Origin of the sequence: Acinetobacter sp. BIGb0102 (genome assembly GCF_003815055.1) — a bacterium.
Lineage (GTDB): Bacteria > Pseudomonadota > Gammaproteobacteria > Pseudomonadales > Moraxellaceae > Acinetobacter > Acinetobacter vivianii.
Map to the genome: position 1 here is coordinate 452,828 of NZ_RKQE01000010.1, position 20,996 is coordinate 473,823.

The 20,996-nt window shown below is 41.8% G+C and carries 16 protein-coding genes; all 16 read right to left on the reverse strand.

What is annotated here, in order from left to right:
• Nucleotide 1: 1 nt before the first annotated feature.
• Nucleotides 2–520: a bifunctional adenosylcobinamide kinase/adenosylcobinamide-phosphate guanylyltransferase gene (cobU, locus tag EC846_RS04865; protein ID WP_123774390.1), complete on the reverse strand. Its 519-nt coding sequence runs from the start codon at nucleotides 518–520 to the stop codon at nucleotides 2–4.
• Between the two features lie 2 nt (nucleotides 521–522).
• Nucleotides 523–1,146, reverse strand: coding sequence for a 2'-5' RNA ligase family protein (locus tag EC846_RS04870; protein WP_123774391.1), 624 nt, complete (start codon nucleotides 1,144–1,146; stop codon nucleotides 523–525).
• Between the two features lie 320 nt (nucleotides 1,147–1,466).
• Nucleotides 1,467–3,596 (reverse strand): bifunctional mannitol-1-phosphate dehydrogenase/phosphatase, encoded by a 2,130-nt coding sequence (gene mtlD, locus EC846_RS04875; protein ID WP_123774392.1) that lies wholly within the window; start codon nucleotides 3,594–3,596, stop codon nucleotides 1,467–1,469.
• Between the two features lie 355 nt (nucleotides 3,597–3,951).
• Nucleotides 3,952–5,262 (reverse strand): MFS transporter, encoded by a 1,311-nt coding sequence (locus tag EC846_RS04880; RefSeq protein WP_123774393.1) that lies wholly within the window; start codon nucleotides 5,260–5,262, stop codon nucleotides 3,952–3,954.
• Nucleotides 5,263–5,498: 236 nt separating this feature from the next.
• Nucleotides 5,499–6,137, reverse strand: a complete 639-nt coding sequence (locus EC846_RS04885) for a GNAT family N-acetyltransferase (RefSeq protein ID WP_123774394.1) — start codon at nucleotides 6,135–6,137, stop codon at nucleotides 5,499–5,501.
• Between the two features lie 137 nt (nucleotides 6,138–6,274).
• Nucleotides 6,275–6,616, reverse strand: coding sequence for a hypothetical protein (locus EC846_RS04890; RefSeq protein ID WP_123774395.1), 342 nt, complete (start codon nucleotides 6,614–6,616; stop codon nucleotides 6,275–6,277).
• The gene (locus EC846_RS04895) at nucleotides 6,613–8,136 is read right to left on the reverse strand and encodes a PepSY-associated TM helix domain-containing protein (RefSeq protein ID WP_123774396.1); all 1,524 of its coding nucleotides are present in this window, start codon (nucleotides 8,134–8,136) and stop codon (nucleotides 6,613–6,615) included. The genes EC846_RS04890 and EC846_RS04895 overlap by 4 nt, the downstream gene beginning before the upstream one ends.
• Nucleotide 8,137: 1 nt before the next feature.
• Entirely contained in the window at nucleotides 8,138–8,431 is a 294-nt protein-coding gene (locus tag EC846_RS04900; protein WP_123774397.1) for a hypothetical protein, read from the reverse strand.
• 82 nt (nucleotides 8,432–8,513) lie between these two features.
• A complete protein-coding gene (locus EC846_RS04905; protein WP_123774398.1) occupies nucleotides 8,514–10,805 on the reverse strand; it encodes a TonB-dependent receptor in 2,292 nt (763 codons plus the stop codon).
• Between the two features lie 92 nt (nucleotides 10,806–10,897).
• On the reverse strand, nucleotides 10,898–11,515 hold the full coding sequence (locus EC846_RS04910; protein ID WP_123774399.1) for an RraA family protein: 618 nt from the start codon (nucleotides 11,513–11,515) through the stop codon (nucleotides 10,898–10,900).
• Complete coding sequence (locus EC846_RS04915; protein ID WP_123774400.1) at nucleotides 11,512–12,273, reverse strand: (2Fe-2S)-binding protein; 762 nt, start codon at nucleotides 12,271–12,273, stop codon at nucleotides 11,512–11,514. Before EC846_RS04915 ends, EC846_RS04910 begins: the two co-directional genes overlap by 4 nt.
• 6 nt (nucleotides 12,274–12,279) lie before the next feature.
• Nucleotides 12,280–14,196 (reverse strand): IucA/IucC family protein, encoded by a 1,917-nt coding sequence (locus tag EC846_RS04920; RefSeq protein WP_123774401.1) that lies wholly within the window; start codon nucleotides 14,194–14,196, stop codon nucleotides 12,280–12,282.
• Between the two features lie 8 nt (nucleotides 14,197–14,204).
• Nucleotides 14,205–16,046 (reverse strand): IucA/IucC family protein, encoded by a 1,842-nt coding sequence (locus tag EC846_RS04925; RefSeq protein WP_123774402.1) that lies wholly within the window; start codon nucleotides 16,044–16,046, stop codon nucleotides 14,205–14,207.
• A gap of 10 nt (nucleotides 16,047–16,056) precedes the next feature.
• Complete coding sequence (locus EC846_RS04930; protein WP_123774403.1) at nucleotides 16,057–17,496, reverse strand: DHA2 family efflux MFS transporter permease subunit; 1,440 nt, start codon at nucleotides 17,494–17,496, stop codon at nucleotides 16,057–16,059.
• A 22-nt stretch (nucleotides 17,497–17,518) separates the two neighbouring features.
• Nucleotides 17,519–18,952 (reverse strand): lysine N(6)-hydroxylase/L-ornithine N(5)-oxygenase family protein, encoded by a 1,434-nt coding sequence (locus EC846_RS04935; RefSeq protein WP_123774404.1) that lies wholly within the window; start codon nucleotides 18,950–18,952, stop codon nucleotides 17,519–17,521.
• Complete coding sequence (locus EC846_RS04940; RefSeq protein WP_123774405.1) at nucleotides 18,945–20,729, reverse strand: IucA/IucC family protein; 1,785 nt, start codon at nucleotides 20,727–20,729, stop codon at nucleotides 18,945–18,947. The genes EC846_RS04935 and EC846_RS04940 overlap by 8 nt, the downstream gene beginning before the upstream one ends.
• Nucleotides 20,730–20,996 lie beyond the last annotated feature (267 nt).

Genomic DNA, 20,996 nt, shown 5'->3' on the forward strand with positions numbered 1-20,996 from the left:
ATTATTTCTCATCTTTTAAAATCATTGGAAAGCCTGCGACACAAAACGTGACCTTATGGGCGAGTTGGCCCAGTGCCTGATGCAAACGACCCGCTTCATCCACAAAACGGCGGCTGATTTCTCCCATAGGAACCACACCAAGTCCAGTTTCGTTACTGACCAGAATGACCTGAGCTTGCAGTTGAGCTAAGACTGCCAAGAGTTTTTCTGTTTGTTGTTGCAGTAGTGTCGTATCTTCAGACAATAATAAATTGGTCAGCCATAAAGTCAGGCAATCCACCAGAATCAGTTGATTGGGTTGGTCACATTGCAAAAGTCGATCAGCCAGATAAATCGGTTCTTCACACACTTGCCAATGTTCAGGACGTTGCTGCCGATGATGCTCGATACGCTGCTGCATTTCGTCATCCAGCGCCTGCGCTGTGGCAATATATACAACCGACAAGCCAGAATCCTTGGCGATTTGTTCTGCCAAACGACTTTTCCCAGAACGTGCGCCGCCTAAAATCAGTTGCAACATATCTAACCCAATTCAATTTTCTGATAAGGATACAGGAATCCTTGTAAAATCTGTGCCTTATAATAGCCGAAAGTGAGTTGCTTCACTTGAACTTTCCACTTTTTAACGGGCAATTGCTGAATCCGCTCTAGCACCCGATCACTCTGCCATGCTTCGCGATACAGGCCTAAAGTAATATGCGGACAATACCCAAGCGCAGCAATTTCATCTGACACTGAAGCCAGTTGCCGACGAATTTTTTCCAGAATTTGATCCGTATCTTTCACTTGCAAAAATAAGGCACTGCTAAAGCTATCTAATTGAGCAATCTCTAACTCGAACGAAGCTAGCTCCAGATTTTGCAATTGCTTCATGTGTTGTTGTAATTGTTGAATCTGAAAATCATCATTGTATTGCTTCTCTGCGGATGTCAGAAACCCACATACAAATAAGGTAATGTGATATTGACGTTGATTGGCAGGAATCAGCAAATCCGAAAAATCTGCCCGAATCTGGTCTAAGTATTCAATTAGTTCAGGCTGATCAATTTCAAGATACCATAACCCATAGTCTGAACGGCCACGATGCCACTCAGAATAGTCCCGAACGACGGTCGGACACAGTTGGGTTAATGGTTTCAATAACACAAAATATAGATTCAACAAAATATGGAATATGCCATTAAAACATAAGCATAGACTGAATTAAAATAATTGTTTACCTCTCAGCCTTGTCAATCTTTCGAATATAAAATTAGGAAATATCAAATGATATGAGCAAATAGCTTTATTAAATTGTGGCTTGATCAACACTAAAACCATCTAAACACAAGCTGATGCGATAATGACCTCAAATCAGAACTATGCCAAAAACTCGGCTTATCCAGCGCATCATTCAGGCCTAAATCTATATCAGAGATAACACAACTTTATCGATTTAAAGCTGTGTTATTCAATGCTGATAAGATCTACACCATCTCAGATGGGGCTTTAAGTCCATCCAAATGGTAAGTGAAGGTTTCTCCATGCATTTCCGACTGGATGCCCTGATAAAGCATATCCAATAAAGCTTTCTTTTGAGTTGAAGTGAGATCCATCATTTCCACGTTCTTACGGATATGCTGAACAATCTCCAGCTCCTCAATTTCAAGCTGTCTTAATGCATAGACATAGCCATAAATCGCGCCTTGCAGGATCTTTTGATAAGGCAATTGCTGCTGAATATGATTTTCCAGACTGCCAAATACGCGCTCATTGAAGCCTAGTTTTCTCAGCGGATCGCGAGCCACCCGTTCACAAGTGTCTTTATAGGCCGAGCGGCAAGAATGTAGAAAACTCTCTGCCATTCGGTCTAGCTCTTTGGCCTGATTCGGTACAATATTCGCCAAACCTAGTTTTACTTCCTCAACCACCTGCTCCACATATTTCTTGATCTTGGCATCCGCTAATGCAATCCCAATCATGTCATGGCCATGCATACTGGCATACCAAGCCGTCATGGCATGGCAGCCATTCCACAAACGGTTTTTAATGATCTGAATATCAGAAATCTGCTCAACCAGAATCATTTGGCGCATTTTATTGAGGATCGGGCTACGATTTTCCACATAAATCGGCATATCTGTTTCACTATGGAACAGGATCAAATCCATATTCTGCAAAAACTGGCCCGCCTGAAATTGACCACGCATATCCGCCAAACAGTTGGTGATTTGCTGTTCTTGTTTCTCGGTCAACGCGGTTTCATCTGAAAGCTCAATCGCTTCATCATTCAGATCGGATTGATATTGTTTGAATAAACGGTGCTTGATATTCAACTGGCGATATAAGGCTTGATCGGTCAGCTTTGCCACCATCCGGTTAACGACGGTATCGCAAAAATAGTGTTCACTTAGAATATGCTCTGCAATATCCTCATCGGTGATCTCAAGCAAGGCTTCACGGATATTTTTCAGTACCAGATATTTTGCACAGACTTTATTCAGGATAATCAAGAAGGTAATCGGCTCATGCTGTTCCGTATCTTGCGACATAAAACGCGCCAATAGTCCTCTTGCAATTGTTTTTGCTTCCGATGCAATGGCCTGTTCAGGCAAACACAGCGCAATCAGACTTGAATGCATATACATATCGAGCATCTGCTGTTCATTGTCTGCATCGATTACGGTCAGATTCTCAATCCGTTCATCATACGAGGATTGTCCATAACGGATACTGTAGCTGCCAAAACTATTGACTGATTCCAAGTACAAGCGATTTCTGGTTGAAGCGAGAATGCGCTTGGGTCTGGTAAAACCATCCCAATGTGACAACACCTGTGCGATATAACCACCACCGATGGCACCAAAACCATGAATCCCGACGGTCAGTTGATTGATACTTTGCGGAAATGGTTCTTGTAACTGCGGCATCCCCATTTCAGGAATATATTGATCCAGCGCATTCAAGCACTCATACATATCCTGATAATAGAAATTTGCTTTGGTAAGCATGCTGTCATTGGGTTCTTTTATATCTTTAAATAAAATGGTGATCCCGCCCGCATCACAGGCTGAGCAGATCCCATTTTCAGAATCCTCAAACATCAAACATTGTTGAGGCTGCAAATTTAATTTTTGTGCCGCTTTAATAAAAATTTCAGGATGTGGTTTACCTTTTTCGACTTCGTCACCACACACCAGAAGATCAAAAAATTTATAGACATTAGCATTGATCAGGTATTCTTCGGCAATTGCCCGACGACTTGATGTCGCGACAGCCATTCTTAAGCCAGACTTGCGTAAACGTTCCAGTACCTGAATTAGGCCTTTTTTAATCGGAACACCATTATGACGAACTGATTCCAGTTCAAGTTCATCAGCACGTTTTCGGATTGCTTGATAAGGAACATCTTCACCATAAAAAGTTTGGGCAAGCTGTTCAGCAGTTTTTGCACTGAGTCCAAGACACTGCATTAAATATTCATCTGAAAATTCCTGTCCAATGAGTTCTTGGGACGCCTGTTTTAATGTTTGAAAGCGTAATCGCTCAGTATCAAACATTGTGCCATCCATATCAAAAAGCGCTCCCTGAACAGGATAATCATGAAAAATCAGCATCTTTACTCCTTTGTTTTGTTATTACGCTTATTAGATTAACTAAAAAATCATGACAAAATTTAGACTGTAAATAAATGAAATAAATTTGATTAAAAAATAACCTTAAGTTGTTTTTTTCAGCTTATAGTTGACTAAATTTGTAAAGATTACTTGCATCCCCAACAAAACAATGATTGTTTTTTAGTCAACAACTTTGATGATATAGAATAAACCCGACTTATAATTAAGCAGAAAATAGACAAATAAAGTAGAAAAATAGAATATTTTTTAACTATTTATGAAGATAAAACCGAATTCCCGTCTCGGTAATAGGACGAAGTAGCAAATAAAAAGCCGCAGAACGCGGCCTTGAAATTTAAATATCTACTCTATATTTGGCCTGCACCAGCAACATAAAAATCACACATAGAGATGGAATGGCTGCAATCACAAATAAATGGGTAATGATCAAAGATTTAGCCAGATATCCACCGAATAATGGCCCAATCACTGAACCCAAACGGGCAATCCCAATACTCCAGCCCACGCCCGTTGTACGCAATGAAACTGGATAATAACTTGCAGAGAGTGCATTAATAGCAGGTTGCCCACCAACAATCGCAAAGCCCGCAATAAAGATAACCACAAATAACAAGGTAATATGACTGACCGAATATCCAATCAAGGCAACACTAACAGCAGCCACCATAAAAACAGGAACTAAAACCTTATAAAAACCAATCTTGTCAATTTTTAAACCCATCACGATACTGCCAATCGTACCGCCCAACTGTAGCGTTGAACCAATCATCAGCGCCTGATTCAAAGACAGGCCGGACTCTTTCGATAAGGTCGGTAACCAGTTGGCAAGAAAATACAGACTGATCATATTTAAGATACTAATCACCCAGATCGAGTAGGTAAAAAAAGCTCGCTTATTTTTAAATAACTCCAATGGTGACTTTTTGATTTTAGGGCCGATATTGCCAATGATTTGAGTTGCTGTGTTGAGTTCCAATGCTGGATAAAATTTCTTCAGCCAGAATAGAATCGTTTTCTCATTCTTTTTGTGTTCGCCTAAGAAATACAATGACTCTGGTAGTTTAAACAGCATAATAAAGAAAATGATCAGAGGAATAATGCCACCAAAATAAAAAATTGCCTGCCATCCGCCTATGGGCGTAAGTAATGCAGAAATTCCTCCCCCCAGCATGGCACCGACTGTATAACCACAAGAAATCACCATCATGGTCAAAATACGATATTTGTTGGGTACAATTTCAGAGCTATAGGCCATGGCATTCGGCATGATACCGCCTAAGAAAATTCCCGTGATAAAACGTATAACAGCGAGTTGTTCAATATTAGCGACATGCGGTGTCCACAACATCAGTACAGAAAATATCAACGTTGAGATCAATAAGATTGGACGTCGACCAAACCGATCAGACAGTGAACTTAAAACAAATGAACCAACAAACAATCCAAATAAACTGGCGCTAAACACCACGCCTAACATGGTTTTTTCGACACCCCACGCTTCTATAATCATCGGCGCGGCATAAGCCATTGCCTGAATATCATAGCCATCCATGATCATCAGCAATAAGCAGGTAAATAGAATAAATTTTTGATAACGCCCAACGCGCTGCTGGTCGATTAAATCATTTAATGCAACTTCTTTCATGGTGATTCCTTCTCCATGTTGCTTTACATATAATTTTGCAATCCATAATTACTTTATTCGTAATCGATTTATGATATTCGTAAATTAAGCAAATAACAATATGTTGTTTTGTTAATCAAAAACCCTTTTTAAATTTTACATATAAATATATTATTTATTTTTAAAATGATGTTTTATATATAAAAAAACCTCAACACAAGTTGAGGCTTATCTTCAATCTAAATCTTAAATTCAGTTTAAGTCAGGCTTAAATCTTGAGATAGCTGCTGGGTAGATTGCTGTTGTGAAGCAGCATAATATTCGCCAAATTTGTCGTAAAATGTTTCTCTAAAACAGTAATACAACATCGCCGTTTTTTCAGGCATTGGAATTAAACGCTGGCTCTCATAGCACAGATCTGCCACCACTGCTGCATAAGGTTTTACAGTATGGTCTGGCTCCCCTACAATTTTTTTCGCTTCAGAATTCTCAAAAATATAAAAACTCAATAAACGGATGGTCGGTCTTAAAAAACCTTTACCAAAAACGGATTTATCTCCAAAAAGCAAATGCCAGCCAAGATCGTGCTCATCACCGTCGTAATAACGCCCTAAGCGATCACGTTTCCCTTCATAAATTTCGGTATATCCCACATCCTTGCCATCAACACCCACAATCATTAAACGTTGATGGTCATCGGCCAGCATTTTGTCGAAATAAACTTGTAGTTCAAGTTCAGACTTATTCAGTTGCCATTGGGGAATTACGTGTGGTTCATGCATCCATTGATGCAATAAAGGAATATCCTGAGGATATTGGACTTGGCGGACATAATATTGTGTCCCATCTTCATAATACTCAAAATAATCAGGGAGTTTTTGTGACAGTGTAAGCATTAAGATATTCCTTGCCTTTAATATTAGATGATAATGATAATCAATTTTATTAAGGCAAAAAGCGTTCTTTTTCTTGTTTTTTGTTAATGAACTGCATCTGGCAAAGATCACTAAACAGCAAACAGCCGTCAAATGCCTTATGAATTTAATCCACCAACCAAAGTAAAGATAAGTGCGGCTAACATTGCGCTCCACCAGATCTGTATAAAATATTTTCTAAACAGATAAAAACCAAGCACTTGTAAAAAGAAGGCCGCTGGCAAGATGACAAATAACCAGCTCAGTGGACCAACTGAGCTGCCTTCATACAGATAATTCAACACAAAAGAGAATGCTAAAAATATTAGGCCAGAAAAAGATAAAAGCTTTTTCCAAGTAGCATTTAGCCAAGTATATTGTAGTTGTTTCTGTCCATATTGGCTGATCATGCAAGCTTGTATAAATGCGACGAAGGCCCAGAATAATGCTGCAAGACTCATTTTAAAGCTCCTGCAAGCTTGAACTTATTCAGATAAAAATGAATTACGCCGAGATAAAGCATCCCAATCGATAGCAGTGCCAAATCCACCCCAGCCAATGACCAGCGCGAATGGATGATGCTCTGCCACAAAGATGCCTCAGGCACCACAACAAAACTACTCAATGGAATGAGGAATAAAATCAAAGCGGTACTTGCCAGTAATAGCAATACAGCTGCTCGGATATTCAGTGTCAAACTGATCAGTAAACTTAATAGCCAAGTGAGGTAAAAGGCCGAAACTTCATAAGTAGTTCTTGGCTCGAATGCTGAAGGTAACAGACGCCCTGCCAATAAATAACCAGCACAGGCAAAAGGTAACCCGAGAAAAGTAAAAAAGTTGAGATGCTGTACCAGTTTATAGCTGAAACGATGTTGCGCTTTAATACGTTTTTTCTGCCAGAGCAACGCCCCTGCGGCCAACATCACACATCCAATAATTCCCATGATAGACAAGACCAAACGCATCCAGTAAGAGGCAAAATAGCCCAGATGAATACCATAAGAAGATGAAGCCAATTGGGCAATTGCGCTTAAATTTCGAGGTTGATCCAGCTGCTCGGCGGTATTGGCAGCAAAAATATATTGTGGGGTATTTAAGGTAATAATATTTTTATAATTATAGTCAAAGGTGATCATCGCATCTGGTGTATTCGGTTTTTGTACTTCAAATTTATCGAGTATTGCGCCTGTTTGTGCCTGCGCTGGTAATTGTTGAATAAAGCGTTCCAATGGCTGCATATTGCTCTGAGATGAGGATGGTTGCGGTTTTGCCATCTTTAGAAACTGCATCTCATTATAAAATTGGGGTATACCGTCTTGGGCATAATGCTTGGATAGTCCCCACGGCAACACCAGATAAAATAAAATCAGTAGTCCTGTAAAAGCCATCACCAGATAAAAAGGAAATGTAATCACTCCCGTTATATGATGCAGATCGAGCAAGGAACGCTGGCCTTTAAAGGAACGAAATACAAAAAACTCTTTAATGATCTTTTTATGCGTGATCACACCTGTAATCAAACTGATTAATAAGATCAGGGCAACAATGGCAACGATGAAACTACCAATCTTGCCAGGGAGTGGATAGAGGGTGTAATGCAATTTAAAAAAGAAATCACCTGCCAGAGTCTGTCGTGCAGGATTAAGCAATTCCCCTGTCATGGGATTCTGTAATTGTTGATGTTTTCCTGTCTGATCCTGCCATTGCAGCAAATTGACTGGCATGCGTTCATTTGCAACCGTCACACGCCATCTTTTTGCATCTGCGGCGTGCTGGTTTAAATAATTAAACGCGGTTTGAGCTGAGGTTTGGGCAGTTGGTAGCGTTTGAATTTGACTCATCGCCTCGGGTTGCGCCCAGACATTAATTTCAGTACGGAAATACGCAATCGATCCTGTTAAGAAAATAAAGAAGATGATCCATAAGACAATAATGCCAAACCAGCTATGCAGAATGGCCTGAATTTGACGAAAGTTCATCTTAACTCATCCCCCACTTATGCATGAGCCCGTAGCCAGCCAGTAATAACACGCCTAAGCCATGGATGATCCAGAACCAGCGTTTAGAGATAATTGCACTGGTCAATATCACGTAAAAGATAAAAAAGATGAAACTCAGAAAGACGGCGAAATAGACATTTTCAGCTTTAGCAAAAGGTAACCAATCCGCCAAAACCAAACTGAGCCAGGAACTATAACAATAAGCCGCCAAACAGATAAAAAATACTCTGCGATAGCTTAACTGAAAGGTTTCTTGTTTTTCTGAGGGGCTCATCCGTATTGCCTTAGCCTGTAAAATCCAGCATAAAAATGAAGAAATATCTGCATCTTCACAGACATTTCTTCCTCTGTTTTAATTAATAGCTAATGGTATAACTTAAACCATAGGTACGACCTTCCGCAGGGATCGCCAATAATGGGTTACCATTTGAAACGGCTGCTTGCTGAGCAAATACTGTCTCGTATTGAAGTCCCCAAACATTATATACACCAAAATCTACACGACCTTTCCAAGCTGGAACATGCCCTAACACATCCATAGTTGCATAACCTTTAATTTTTGCAGCGGTATTGGCATCTGCTTTCACAGCCGCTTTAAATTCAGCATCCTGACTAGCGTTGGCACGCGCAGCTAAGTCACGATCATCATTATAGGCTTTATTGGTCCCTTTAATTGCCTGCATCTGTACGCGAAGACCATAGCCTTCATCATTTTCCCACTCAGCAAATAAGGTACCTTTTACTGGTGCGACAGCAAGTGAATTGAGCTCATGCCATTGGTTTGCAGCGTCTTTATATTGACCACGGGTATAGCCTAAAGTACCACCAACCTTGTAATGATCCATAAATGGATAACTGGCCGTTGCTTCCGCACCATAGACACGTTGGTCGGTATCTACAATCTGAGCTGCTCGGTTATTAAACTGAACAGTTTTATCAGAAGTATTATAGAAACCTGTTAAACCAAGGTTCAAACCATCATCCTGATTTAAACGCCAGCCCAATTCATAGCTGTTTACAGTAATCGGTTGCAAGTTCGAGGTTGAAACCGTAAAAGTCGATACATCACGAAGCATGCGCTGCACATCTGGGAAGCTGAAACCTTGTGAAAAGTTCGCATAGACTTGCTGTGCATCATTCAGCTTATATACAGCCCCTAAATTAAACAGGGGTTTATCATCATGGGTTGAACCCGCAGGTACCATGGTTGATTCACGACTCGGAATATAGGCATCAGTATCCGCTTGGATATATTGATAGCGAACACCCGCCTGAATATTCAACTGATCATTAATGGCATAATCGCCCTGAGCAAAAGCACCAATATTCTGGATTTCAGTGTTTGGCCCATAGCCTTTACGCTGGCCTGTCGGTGTGTAGACTAAATAAGGGTATTCAGTTGCGAGAATATCAATATATTGCTTGTCTTTTTCCCAATCATAATCAAGACCATAGGTTAATTTCAGATCTCGGTCTGCAATATTAAAGTCAGATTGCATGGTTGAACGTAAACCTGCAACTTCGATTTCAGATTGCGACTGGTTTACAGTTTTGACTGTTTTAGTGGTTAAACCATAAGGGAAAAATCTTGATTTTTCATTACGATAATAGGCTTCCACATTCAATATCTGGCCTAAGAAATCTTGATTTTGGTATTGCGAATTCACTGCATAGCGTTCAGTAAATAATGGATTGCTCAGCTTCAAACCTTTAACGGCTTTATAGCTTGGCGTCCCCATATCATTACTTGTTGCTGTAGTCGGTAAATATGAATAATCTGGGCCGTAATCTGTATCTTGCTTATCTTTATAGTATTGCGCACCAAAGCTCAGACTTTGTTGATCTGTGAGATTGAAGTTCAAACGACCATTGACATCAATCGTATCGCTGTCCATGGTACTGCCTTGCCAAGGACTTAGAGAAATACGATCGCCGTCACCATCAAACTGCGAACCGCGACTGGTAAAGTTCGCCCCAAGGAAACCATCGACATTTCCCTGACTAAATGAAACCGATTGTCCAACTTCATAAGCCAATCCGTCCCCACGGAAGGTGTCTGAAGATGTGATACCGACTTTACTTTCAAAGCTGAGTGGTTTTGACGTATCAGCACGTTTGGTAATGATATTGATAATGCCACCTGTCGCACCAGAACCATAAATACTGGTTGCGCCAGATATAATCTCAATACGCTCAATCATACCTGGGCTAATGCTATTGAGCTGACGTGATACATCACGCGAACCCGTTTGTGATACCCCATCAATCATAACCAGTACATTTCGGCCCCGCATGGTCTGACCATAGTTACTGGTCGTTCCACTGCTTGGTGCCAATGACGGAACCAGTTGCGCCAAAACATCCGCAACCTTACGCCCCGCGGTTGCTTGCTGTGCAATTTGATTACGGTCAATGGTCTGCACAGTCCCTGCAATTTCTGCAATATTTTTTGGTGTACGCGTCGCTGTCACCACAATTTTCTCTAATTGTGCAACAGGTTTCTGCGTAGGCTCTGCCGTTACAGCCGCATTTGCTGAAACAGTTTCTTCTGCATAAACATGTTGAGCGAACATTGCCAGTACCGCAAGGCAGCATGGCGTCATTTTAAACAGTACTTGTTTTGCCCTAAACTCATTATTGACTTTCATTTTCTCTTTCTCCAGAGCCCTTATATCACTCAAAAAATATCCAAAAGGCAGGCCATCATACTAAATTTAATTTTTAATGAGAATGATTTTTATTAAAAATAGTATTCATCTCGACGCTGCTGTTTAAAAAAATCGTCTTTTTTCAATTTTTCCGCTTGTTCGAGCTGCTGGAACTGTTCCAGATAGTCATGGGCGGTCTCTGGTTTTAAGATAAAAACACCATCTGCATCACCAATCAGCAGATCACCTGATTGCACTGTAAACTGGTTCAATTCAATGCCAATATCCATTTCGACGCGGCTTTCGCCTTCATTTCGTGTGGTTAAACAACTGACTGACTGAGCAAAAATAGGCAATTTGAGTTTAAGTAAAGCCTGTCGATCGGTAACTGCTCCTAGCACCACGACTCCCGCCAAACCGCAATGAATCGCGGCAACACTTCTCTGCTCGCCCCAACATGCACGTTGCAAATCATATCTAGCGTCGATGAGCAATACTTCATTGGGTTGGCAACTGAGCAACACCTGTCGTAACTGACTGGCATTCTTTGATTGCAGCCGAACAGTTCTAACCAGACCGACCAATTGTTGCTCAGGTGACATGGGGAAAATCTGTGGGACATGCCCTAAATCCAAGAGATGACCAATGGTCGAGGTTGCAATTTTTTTATAGGCTTCGACCAGCAATTCTGACTGGATAACTTGACTCATGATTTTATCTCTGTTGATTTTTTTAGCTGTAATGGGCAATTTCGACACAGCTCCTGTCCTGCTTCCTCTAGTTGAAAATAGAAGCAGCACTTTTGTCGCATATAGGTATTGAATTCGGGATGCCAATTATTCCACAGCTTTAAAAAAGGGTTTTCCTGCAAGTTAAAACTTTTTGCCGATTTTGCTTTTAGCAACTGTCGTTGCTGTTGGAGTCGGGTATGCATGTCTTTGCTTAGATTTTGCTGAGCCAAAGCATGATAAAACTGCACCACACGCACAGCGACATTTTCCCAAAGTAATGCATAAGAAACGCGCCCAACGCGGGCAATCTGCTGCAATAGTTCATTGAACTGTAGCAATATGACGTCAATTTCTTTTAGAGACATCACCTGAAAAGAATACATTGCCGAATCAGCTAGTTGCAGTCGTCTTTCCCAGTTCCATGTTTCAGGTAGCTCTACGATAAAGATCGAAGGTTGCCATTTTACAAAAGGAAGCGATGCCGCCTGACAGTACAAAAAAGGCAGCATCCACAGCGTGGCCCAATATTTAATAAAAAGTGAAGTGGCACATCTCTGACTCTTCGCATGAATACGTGTCGCAAAATCCTGTAGCACCTGCCGACAAATCGAGTCATCGAATATATCTGCCAGCGTGATTGCCTGCTGGTTGGAACCATATATTTCCAGTTTCAGATGCTGTTGCAGCACTGAACAAGAAGTTTCCAACTCTGCTTGAAAATGGCCACACATATTCATTGCAATTTACACAGATTGAGCTAAAACATGCCAAAGTGGATTTTGGGTTTCCCCGATTCCTGACGGCATGCTGCCAATACGGGTATCCTGTTCTAGCAAAGGTCGAATTAGCTGTTTATAAGGCCAGTTGGGTGACTCAAACAGTAAGGCTTGTAACTGAGTTTGAATTTCAGGCTGAAAGTCCAGTTTTTCCAGAACGTGTTGTAATTGTTCAGCCAGTACTTGCCACAGTTGATCTGTTGGGATCTGGTAATATCTTGCCAGCGTTTCGACAATACAACCTAAATTGACCTGAATTCCTAGGGTCTGGATATAAAACAGTAAAGCCTCGGCTGAATCATGATAAAGCGTATTTCTGAAATCATGCGGGCTTAAATAATCTGGATCATCCAGACCATTTTGCAGCACCCACGGCAAATAAATACGCAGTGAATCATGATCTCTAAACATCAGACCATCAAATTGACCATTCTTAAGCACCAGACATAGGTTTTGTCCATGAATTTCTCCCATCAGCCCCAAACGGAACAGACGTAAATTCACCTCAAAGAAACATGCACATAATTTGGCAAACTGATCCAAAACCTGTGCAGTATCATTCTGTAGCTGTTGAAGCTGTAAAATATAGTCAAAAACCGCAGGTTGACCTGAAATGGTATGTCCTAGACTGGCCATCGGAATCAGTTGATAAGGCTGCTGCAATAATTCAACTGGAATATGGCGTCGTTGGGCTGCCAGATGGGTTGGCTTCTCTACAAATAGCCATTCATTGTCCGCACTTCGATCCTGTTGTTTTTCGGGTAAGTAAGACCACCATTGTGTTTCCTCACATAACCATAATTTTTGCTGCAAAATAGGATCTTTTTGCTGGGCTTGGCGTAACAACTTCTGGTTTTTTTCTCCATTGATCATTTTCACGATCGGAAGAAAACGCAATGAACCCAGCGCCTTAATGCCAATCGGCAATTTTAGGCTTTCTTGTGGAATTTCCTTAGACAAAAGACTGCGCATCGAGGCACTGGCATACATGCCTTTTGAAACAAAATTCAAGGGCTGACAAATTCCCGCCGCGATATCTTCCGCAAAGAATTGCTGAAATAAATGCTGGAATTGCCACGGATGCACAGGCATGGCGATATGCGTTTCACTCAATCCGCGCTGGAACATTTCCTGTTTCAATTGGTAGCGTTCAGCACGATTAATGAAAATCTGGCTAGGTTGTTGCCTAAAAATATCCTCAACACCTGCACCAAACATCATTTTATCTTTATGCACCGCAACCCAATGAATACTCAGTTCTTGAGCAAATTCAGGACAATATTGCATATACTCTTGCTGACTCAATCCTTCCTTTAACTTGGATAAAGGATGATAAGGACGATCCCGATAACCCGCATATTGCTCTAAAATGCGGAACACCTGTGCTGAGCTTTGATGAATCAGATCATGGGCATTGACTTGATGCTGTTGTAGCAGACGATATTGCTGCAAACATTTCTGGATTTGCTCTGAAAAGATTTGAAGCTTGTCGGCCTGACAGTGTTGAAATAACCCAATCTGTTGCAGACATTCAAACAGCTCAAATAATTCAATCGAGTGGATTTGTGTTTGCTGATTGCTTGTTTCAACTCGCACAATTCCCGACTCGGCCGCAAAAGACCACGGTTGTGCAATACCTTGCTGGACTGGAAAAATAACAACATATTGTGAATGTTGCTCAGGCAACAGTACAAAGTACTGCTGCTCAAGCATGTTGTTAAATTGCTGTTTCAAGTCAAAACCGAATCCATCCAGCTTGGCCTGTGCTGTTGAAGAATTCACAACAGAGTGCTCAGGAATCAGTGCCTCTACCAGTAAGGCATTTACAAAGTCTTGTAAAATGGTTCTGTCCGTCAGTTGATAGACAGGTTGAAGTGCATTCATAAATAATCTCACTTCCCCTGCGCTTTAAACGGCGCCAATGGGTTATCAACAAACTTGATCTGAATACGACCATCACCAAACAAACGGCGTTTGGTCAATGACTCAATACGTAACTTTTCCGCAAAAACATCAAAAATTTGATAGCGCTGATGATGTTCAGGATGTTGTTGTTGATATTCCTGAATGACTTCTGCAGCCCATTGCCAGAAATCCTGTTCTGCAACTGAATAAGTCTGATTGAGGAAAATCGCAATATCAGTCAAAGCCACAAAGAACAGGCAGGCACAGCTAAAGTCTCGAATCCCATCCAGATCATCCGTCAAGATAAAAGACATGCTATTGGTTTTGGCATGTTCAGGCGGCAACTGATCCAGTTCAGGCGCCAGCTCTGGATGAGCCAGATGTGCTGGACTGTAACGTACGCCGTCATGGAAATCTTTAAGCAATACACGGGTTGGCCAACCTTGTTGATGCACCAGAATAATATTCTGCCCATGCGATTCAGTCGCGATGCCTTCGGCAAACAGCAAATGAATCAATGGGGTAATGACCACTTTCAACAGTTGACGTGTCCATTGTTCAACTCCATAGTGTTGTAACCACGGCGCAATCAGGGCCTGACCATCTTTTTGAATATGGCTTACCCCATTCAGTGGAATCGCATCTTCACCTTCACGTAAATATTGATGGACACTTTCACGCCATAAGCATCCGATCGTGCCATAAGCCTGCTGCGCATGCGAAGCAGGCAAACGGGTAAAATCAACGCTCAGACCATACACCTCACGCAATACCGCAAAATCAAGTTGTTGAGCAGTTTCACTTTGATCAATCAGGCGTTGCAACCAGTCGGTAATAATCGGCCCGTTCATGACCGTATGTTTTGCCAATACCCGCGAACTAGAAGTATTGGTCAAACTCATTGATAGCTTGATATAGGGTTTTTCTGGGTGCTGTAAATTGGTGACTGTACGCAAGGACTGCTGTGCCAGATAACGGTCTTGGCTATGACCTAAATAAATAATGTCCTGATCTGCAATTTCTTCTGCAAAAATCGAAATCAAGTGATTTTCCCATTGCCAAGGATGAACGGGAATCCAGACATATTCAGCGGCGTTTTGAGTTTGCTTGTCCAGTTGTTGCTGAAACTGGATCAAATCCTGTGCATTGAGTTGTTCTTTAAAAAATGCTTCTGTTTCAATATGACTCGAATGGTTTTCTGCAACAAGCTTCTGATGTATAGCCAACCAGACCAAAGCCATCGGCTGGGCAAATTCCACCCCATAACGGACATTGTCTTGCAGACTAAAGCCGACACGCGATTTATAACAAGGATGATATGGATGCCCATCCATCAAATAAGATTCCAGAATATCGTATGGATATTGAATTGCTGGCAAGGCGTAGTTTTCAAAACAGACTTGTGATTGCAGGTCGTGAATATAAGTCCGCTTTAATTCAAAAATAAAATCTTCAACTTTGGTCGCGTCGGCAATCGAGCGCAGGATTTCATCAATAACCTGATTCAGACGAGCCGGTTGCAGGTTACCTTCAGCATCCTGACGGAGCACATCCTGATCACGTGCCAGACGTACCAACTTATAACTGTATTGGCGTTGCCCTTTGGCAATATAATGAACCGCTTGCTGTTGGCGATCCTGTACCTGAACAATAAAGTTTTCACCATCATGATCAGCCGCAATAATTTCTTCGAAAATCAGGGCTTGTAATAATTGCTTGATGACACGTTGTTCAACGTGTTTGGCCTGATCAGATTGTGGTTGTTGCCAGGCTTGAAAAGTATTTTGAATCACATGTGTATTTGCTAAAACTGGATGTAATTGTCCCATGTTGATCTTCCTAATTATTTAATTCATTCATTTTGTGTTGATCTGGAAAACGCCATGCATAAGGCAAAGCGCACAAGATAAGAGCCGTACAAAAAATAAAGATTTCCTGAATGCCCTTAAATGAATCCAGTGTTGTATAAGGACTGACCTGAAAAAGATCCTGACGTAATTGCAGATATAGCGCAGCAAGCACCACTGCAACTGCGGCAAAAAGCCGACGGAACAGATTGTTCAAGGCAGCCGCCTGAGTGACCAAATGCTGTTGTTGCTGACGTAAGCTGTTAAGCCCTGCTGTGGTCGATGGCATATAGGACAATCCCATGCCCAGACCATGCAACATCATGCAGAAGATGATGAACCAGACATTTTTCACAGGCGCCCATGCCAGCAAGGCGAAGGACAATGCAGTAATCAGCAACCCCAAACTCATAATTTTTGCGGCGCCGTAACGATCAAGATATTTGCCAGCAGGTTGGCTGCATAAACCTGTGACTAAGGCACTACTCATCAAGGCAAACCCTGTCCAGAGTGGGCTAAGTTGCAAACGCTGTTGAATCCACAACGGCACCAGCAACATGCCAATAAATAAGCCTACCGTTTGCGCCACACAGATCATCAAACTGAATCGAAAACCTTTTGCAGCGAACAAGGCTGGCTCAATCAATGGACTGGTCTGATTTTTTTGTCTTCTAGCAAACTGCCAGAATGTGAAAGCACTTAATGCAAGCAATAGCCAATAGACAGGTTGTGCGATATCTTCAAGTTGATGAATCTGACTCAAGGTGCCTAATAGCAAAATAATGCTCAGGCTCAGGCAACTAAAACCGATCCAGTCAAAGGATTGATTACTATCGCCTTGTTCTTTAGGCAGATAGAGATATCCCAACACCAGAGCGATACAGGCAATTGGCAAGTTAATGAAGAATAAAGCCTGCCAATCAAGCCACACCAAGACCAGCGCACCTAACATCGGCCCAACAGCCAAAGTCAGCATAATCATCGCGCCCCACAAACCTGTGGTACTACCCCGTTGTTCGCTCGGCGTGACTGAAAAAATCAGACCAAGTGACAATGGAATCATCAAGCCACTACAAAACCCTTGCAAGGCTCTTGCGATCAGGACGGACTCAAACTGATTGAATAAACCACCCACTGTTGAAGCCAAAGCAAAACACAACAATGCGGTTAAATAAGTTTGTCGTTTGCCAAAACGCTGGCTGAAATAACCTGCTAGTGGCAAGCTGATACTCATTGCCAGTAAAAACGCGACCACCACCCAACTTGCCCAGATTTCACCAATCTGGAAATATTGCATCAGCTGGGGGATGGCAGGATTAAAACTACTGTTGTTTAAACTGACGGTCCCTGTACCTAACATGACCGTGAGTAAAACATAACGCTGCAAACCGACTTGTGCCGCTTGATTGATGGGTACAGAAGACCGTTCCATACGTGCGATTCCTCTGGTGACCTTAGTCAATGTGCTCTGACAACTTTACTTGTGCATAAAAAGCGGGAGAAGTATGCCGAAGCTGTCCAGATTTATGCGTCACACGGGATAATCCTGAATCGGCCAGTTGCACATGGTTTCGCGCAGGTTGTTCTGACGATACAGAGGGTGCCACGCCAAATTGTTGATAGGACTGGGCCTGATCCAGCTTAAACAGTTCTTTGCCTAATAACTGATTGGCAATGGTGGCTGCCCGATGAGCACCTAAACCCAGATCTGGCGTGCCGACACCATGATGGAAAACTTCCATATTTTGCAGGAAAATTCGCCCATCGCCTTGATAGTTCACTTCAAAATCTGCACTGACTTGCCAGCGTTGTGTCTGATCAAGCGGAATCAAAGTTTGCAGATTTTCCAAGAAAGCGGGTTTTGGATAACGATAGCCAGTAGCCGCAATTACACTATCTGCATCCAGCACATAACGTTCACCTTGCTGCTGATGCTCGAAACGCAAACGAATTTTCTGATTTTCCAGCACTTCGGCATGCTGTAACTGATGGTGTCCTGCGAGTGTGACCTCTGTGTTATGCCCAGCGATACTACGGTGATACAGTCGCTCGTAAATATCACGAATGGTCTTGCTACTAATCCCCTTATAGAGATTGGCCTGTTGTGCTGGTAATTCAGCCTTTAATCCAGCTGGCAAATGATAGAAATACTGCATATAGTCAGGACTAAAATGCTCGAGTCCCAACGGTGTATTCTCCATCGGGAAAAAACCCGCAGAGCGTGTCAGCCAATGCAAATGAAAATCAGGTGTTGTTTTTCCTTGCGTATATTGACGGTCAAATAAATCGATAAAAATTTCCGCAGCTGATTGGCCTGAACCAATCAACACTACATTCCCTTTTAACTGCGCAGGACATTGCTTTAAATATTCAGCCGAATGTAAGCATTGCTTTGTTTTCGGATATGCCTGTTGCAAACTTTCAGGTAAGTGCGGAACTGTACCAATCCCCAAAACCAATTGACGCGTTTGATAGCGCTGTTTCGTGCCATTTGCCAGAACTTCAACCTCAAAACCACCTTTAATCGGCTGAACATCCAAAACACGGCTATTGAATTGAATATGCTCTAACTGCTGCACCACCCACTGACAATAGTGGTTATATTCCTGACGTGGAATATATAAATTTTCACGGAAGTAAAACTTATATAAACGCTGCTGATGCTTTAAATAATTGAGAAAGCTATAGGGACTAGTCGGCTCAACCAGACTAACCAGATCCGCCATAAACGGAACTTGCAGCAAGGCATTGGGCAATTGCATGCCCGCATGCCAGTCAAAACCATCTTTTTGTTCAAAGAACTGATAGTTAAGATCACTTTTATTTTGCAGCAAACTGGCTAGACTTAAATTAAAAGGCCCTAACCCAATGCCAATAAAATCAAGCATAGCTCACATCCTTCTGTTCAATAAACAGAGGATTTTGCAATTGCACATAGACCGACTGATGCTCAACTGGAGCAATCAACTCATCCAGCTCATGCAAGCGTGTCAGCAAGTTACCTTTATATGGCAAGGTTTCATTAAACAATAAACCCTGTAGCAAGGTACTGTCAGGATACTGCTGCAATAGGTCTTGCAAGAAGACTTTTAAATGCTCAAGCAGAATATCTTCGCTAATGTAGCCCGTTGCACCAATTGCATTGATAATGCCGAACAAGGTATTTCCAAAGAAATAATAACTGAAACGCTCATCAACGAAATCTTTCGGCCCGACTGCAAATGCCTTTTCTTTCAGCTCAGGTAAGGCCTTTAGAATTTCGGTGGCAAATTCTTCGATATAGTAAAAGCCTTGATTGTCACGTAACCACAAGGTCTTTGGAAAATAATTCTCCATTTCCAGCAAGACATTTTGCTGATGAGATTCGAATGCCATCCCATAACGATGATAGAGATACATTAACGGCTGCAGACTCACTTCAAGGAAGCGGTTAAACCAGTCCAGTGCAATATCTGAATGATCTAGGTCAGGATGTGCTTTGGCAATTTTTGCGAAGAGCGCATTAAAACGATTTAAATCCTTGCTCGGATGATCCTGACATAATGAAGCAATACAGGTGACTTGCTGTTGTGGACTAAAGGGCTGATCACGGAAAATACAGATACTTTCATTGACCACTTCACCATCAATTTGCAAAGCCATCCATGCAGGATCATTAACAGCTTTTAAACTTGGACAATGTTTTAAAATATTCTGACCAAATTCACTATGCCATAAGCGATGGGTCAGTTCACCACGATGACACTCTTTTGCCAGATTGACCCGAATTGAATTGGTAATCATCACAGAAAGCGAGGGTTTAACCATCCATGGCGCATTAAAACTTGCCAGTGTACGAATCGAAGTCGTCGGTGAAAATTGCCAGCCACGTAAGCCCAGATCAATCAGTTGTCCAGTTTGCTTCAAACGTTCAAACCACGGCTTGCTTTGTAAATAACGTGCCTGCCAAGGATGTAAAGGTAGCAATTTATACTCGCTATGCGTGTTGAGCAGCTTGAGGTCATTTTCAGATAAATACCATTGCAATGCGCTTTTAAGCTGGGCTGAAATTGCTTCATCGGTCGCACTGCCCTCAGCAATATAATCCCGATGCACAAACCAGTAATGTAGTTGAGTCTGGCCTTTATGTTCAGGAGAAAACTTGAGCCAGTCCTCATGCACAAAACCCGTTCTGCTCTTTGGTGCAGGGTGCATACTGTGCCCGAGCACCAAAGCCTGTTCAGATTCAATAAAATTCTGACCTGCTTTGACCAGATCATCAAAATCATGTTTACGCTGTACTAAAAACTGCTGTAAAGCATCACGGCTCTGAATCCATTTTTCGACCAAAGAAGCAGCATCTAAAGGAATATCAGATTCAAAAACCAGTTCTTCCAGCAAAAGACCAACGATTGCAACGGGGCTGAATGTTCTTACTTGTCCTTGAATAATAATTTGCGGGAGACTGGCTAAGCGATGTCGCCCGACTCGACTGACATACGCTAACGGGAAATAGCACTGTGCTTGAATGGAATGGATCGGAATGGTTAACAGCGTCAAACCTTGGCTAAACGCGTGTTGTTGTGGACTTTGCTGATTTTTATTAAGCAAGTGACCTTTGCCTGTTTCTTGCGTATAGGCGTTGACGAAGTGTTGTATCGCCAACCGATTGGCAAGTGATTGCATCCGATTGTATCCTCTATTCAGAGATCTGATTTATTTTTCGAAATGTTTTAGGCCATAAACATATCCTAAGCGGAACTACGTTACGTTTAAGACGAAGCTAATGATAATTATTATCATTTATATTTTCAATTCAGCACTGCCCGCAAAAATTACAATCTAATCGATTGAATTAACTTACTTTAGAGATGCTTTAAGCAAAATGAGATACAAAAAGATAATAATAGTTCTTATTTGATAAAATGATAATTTACTCATCGGCAATAGTTT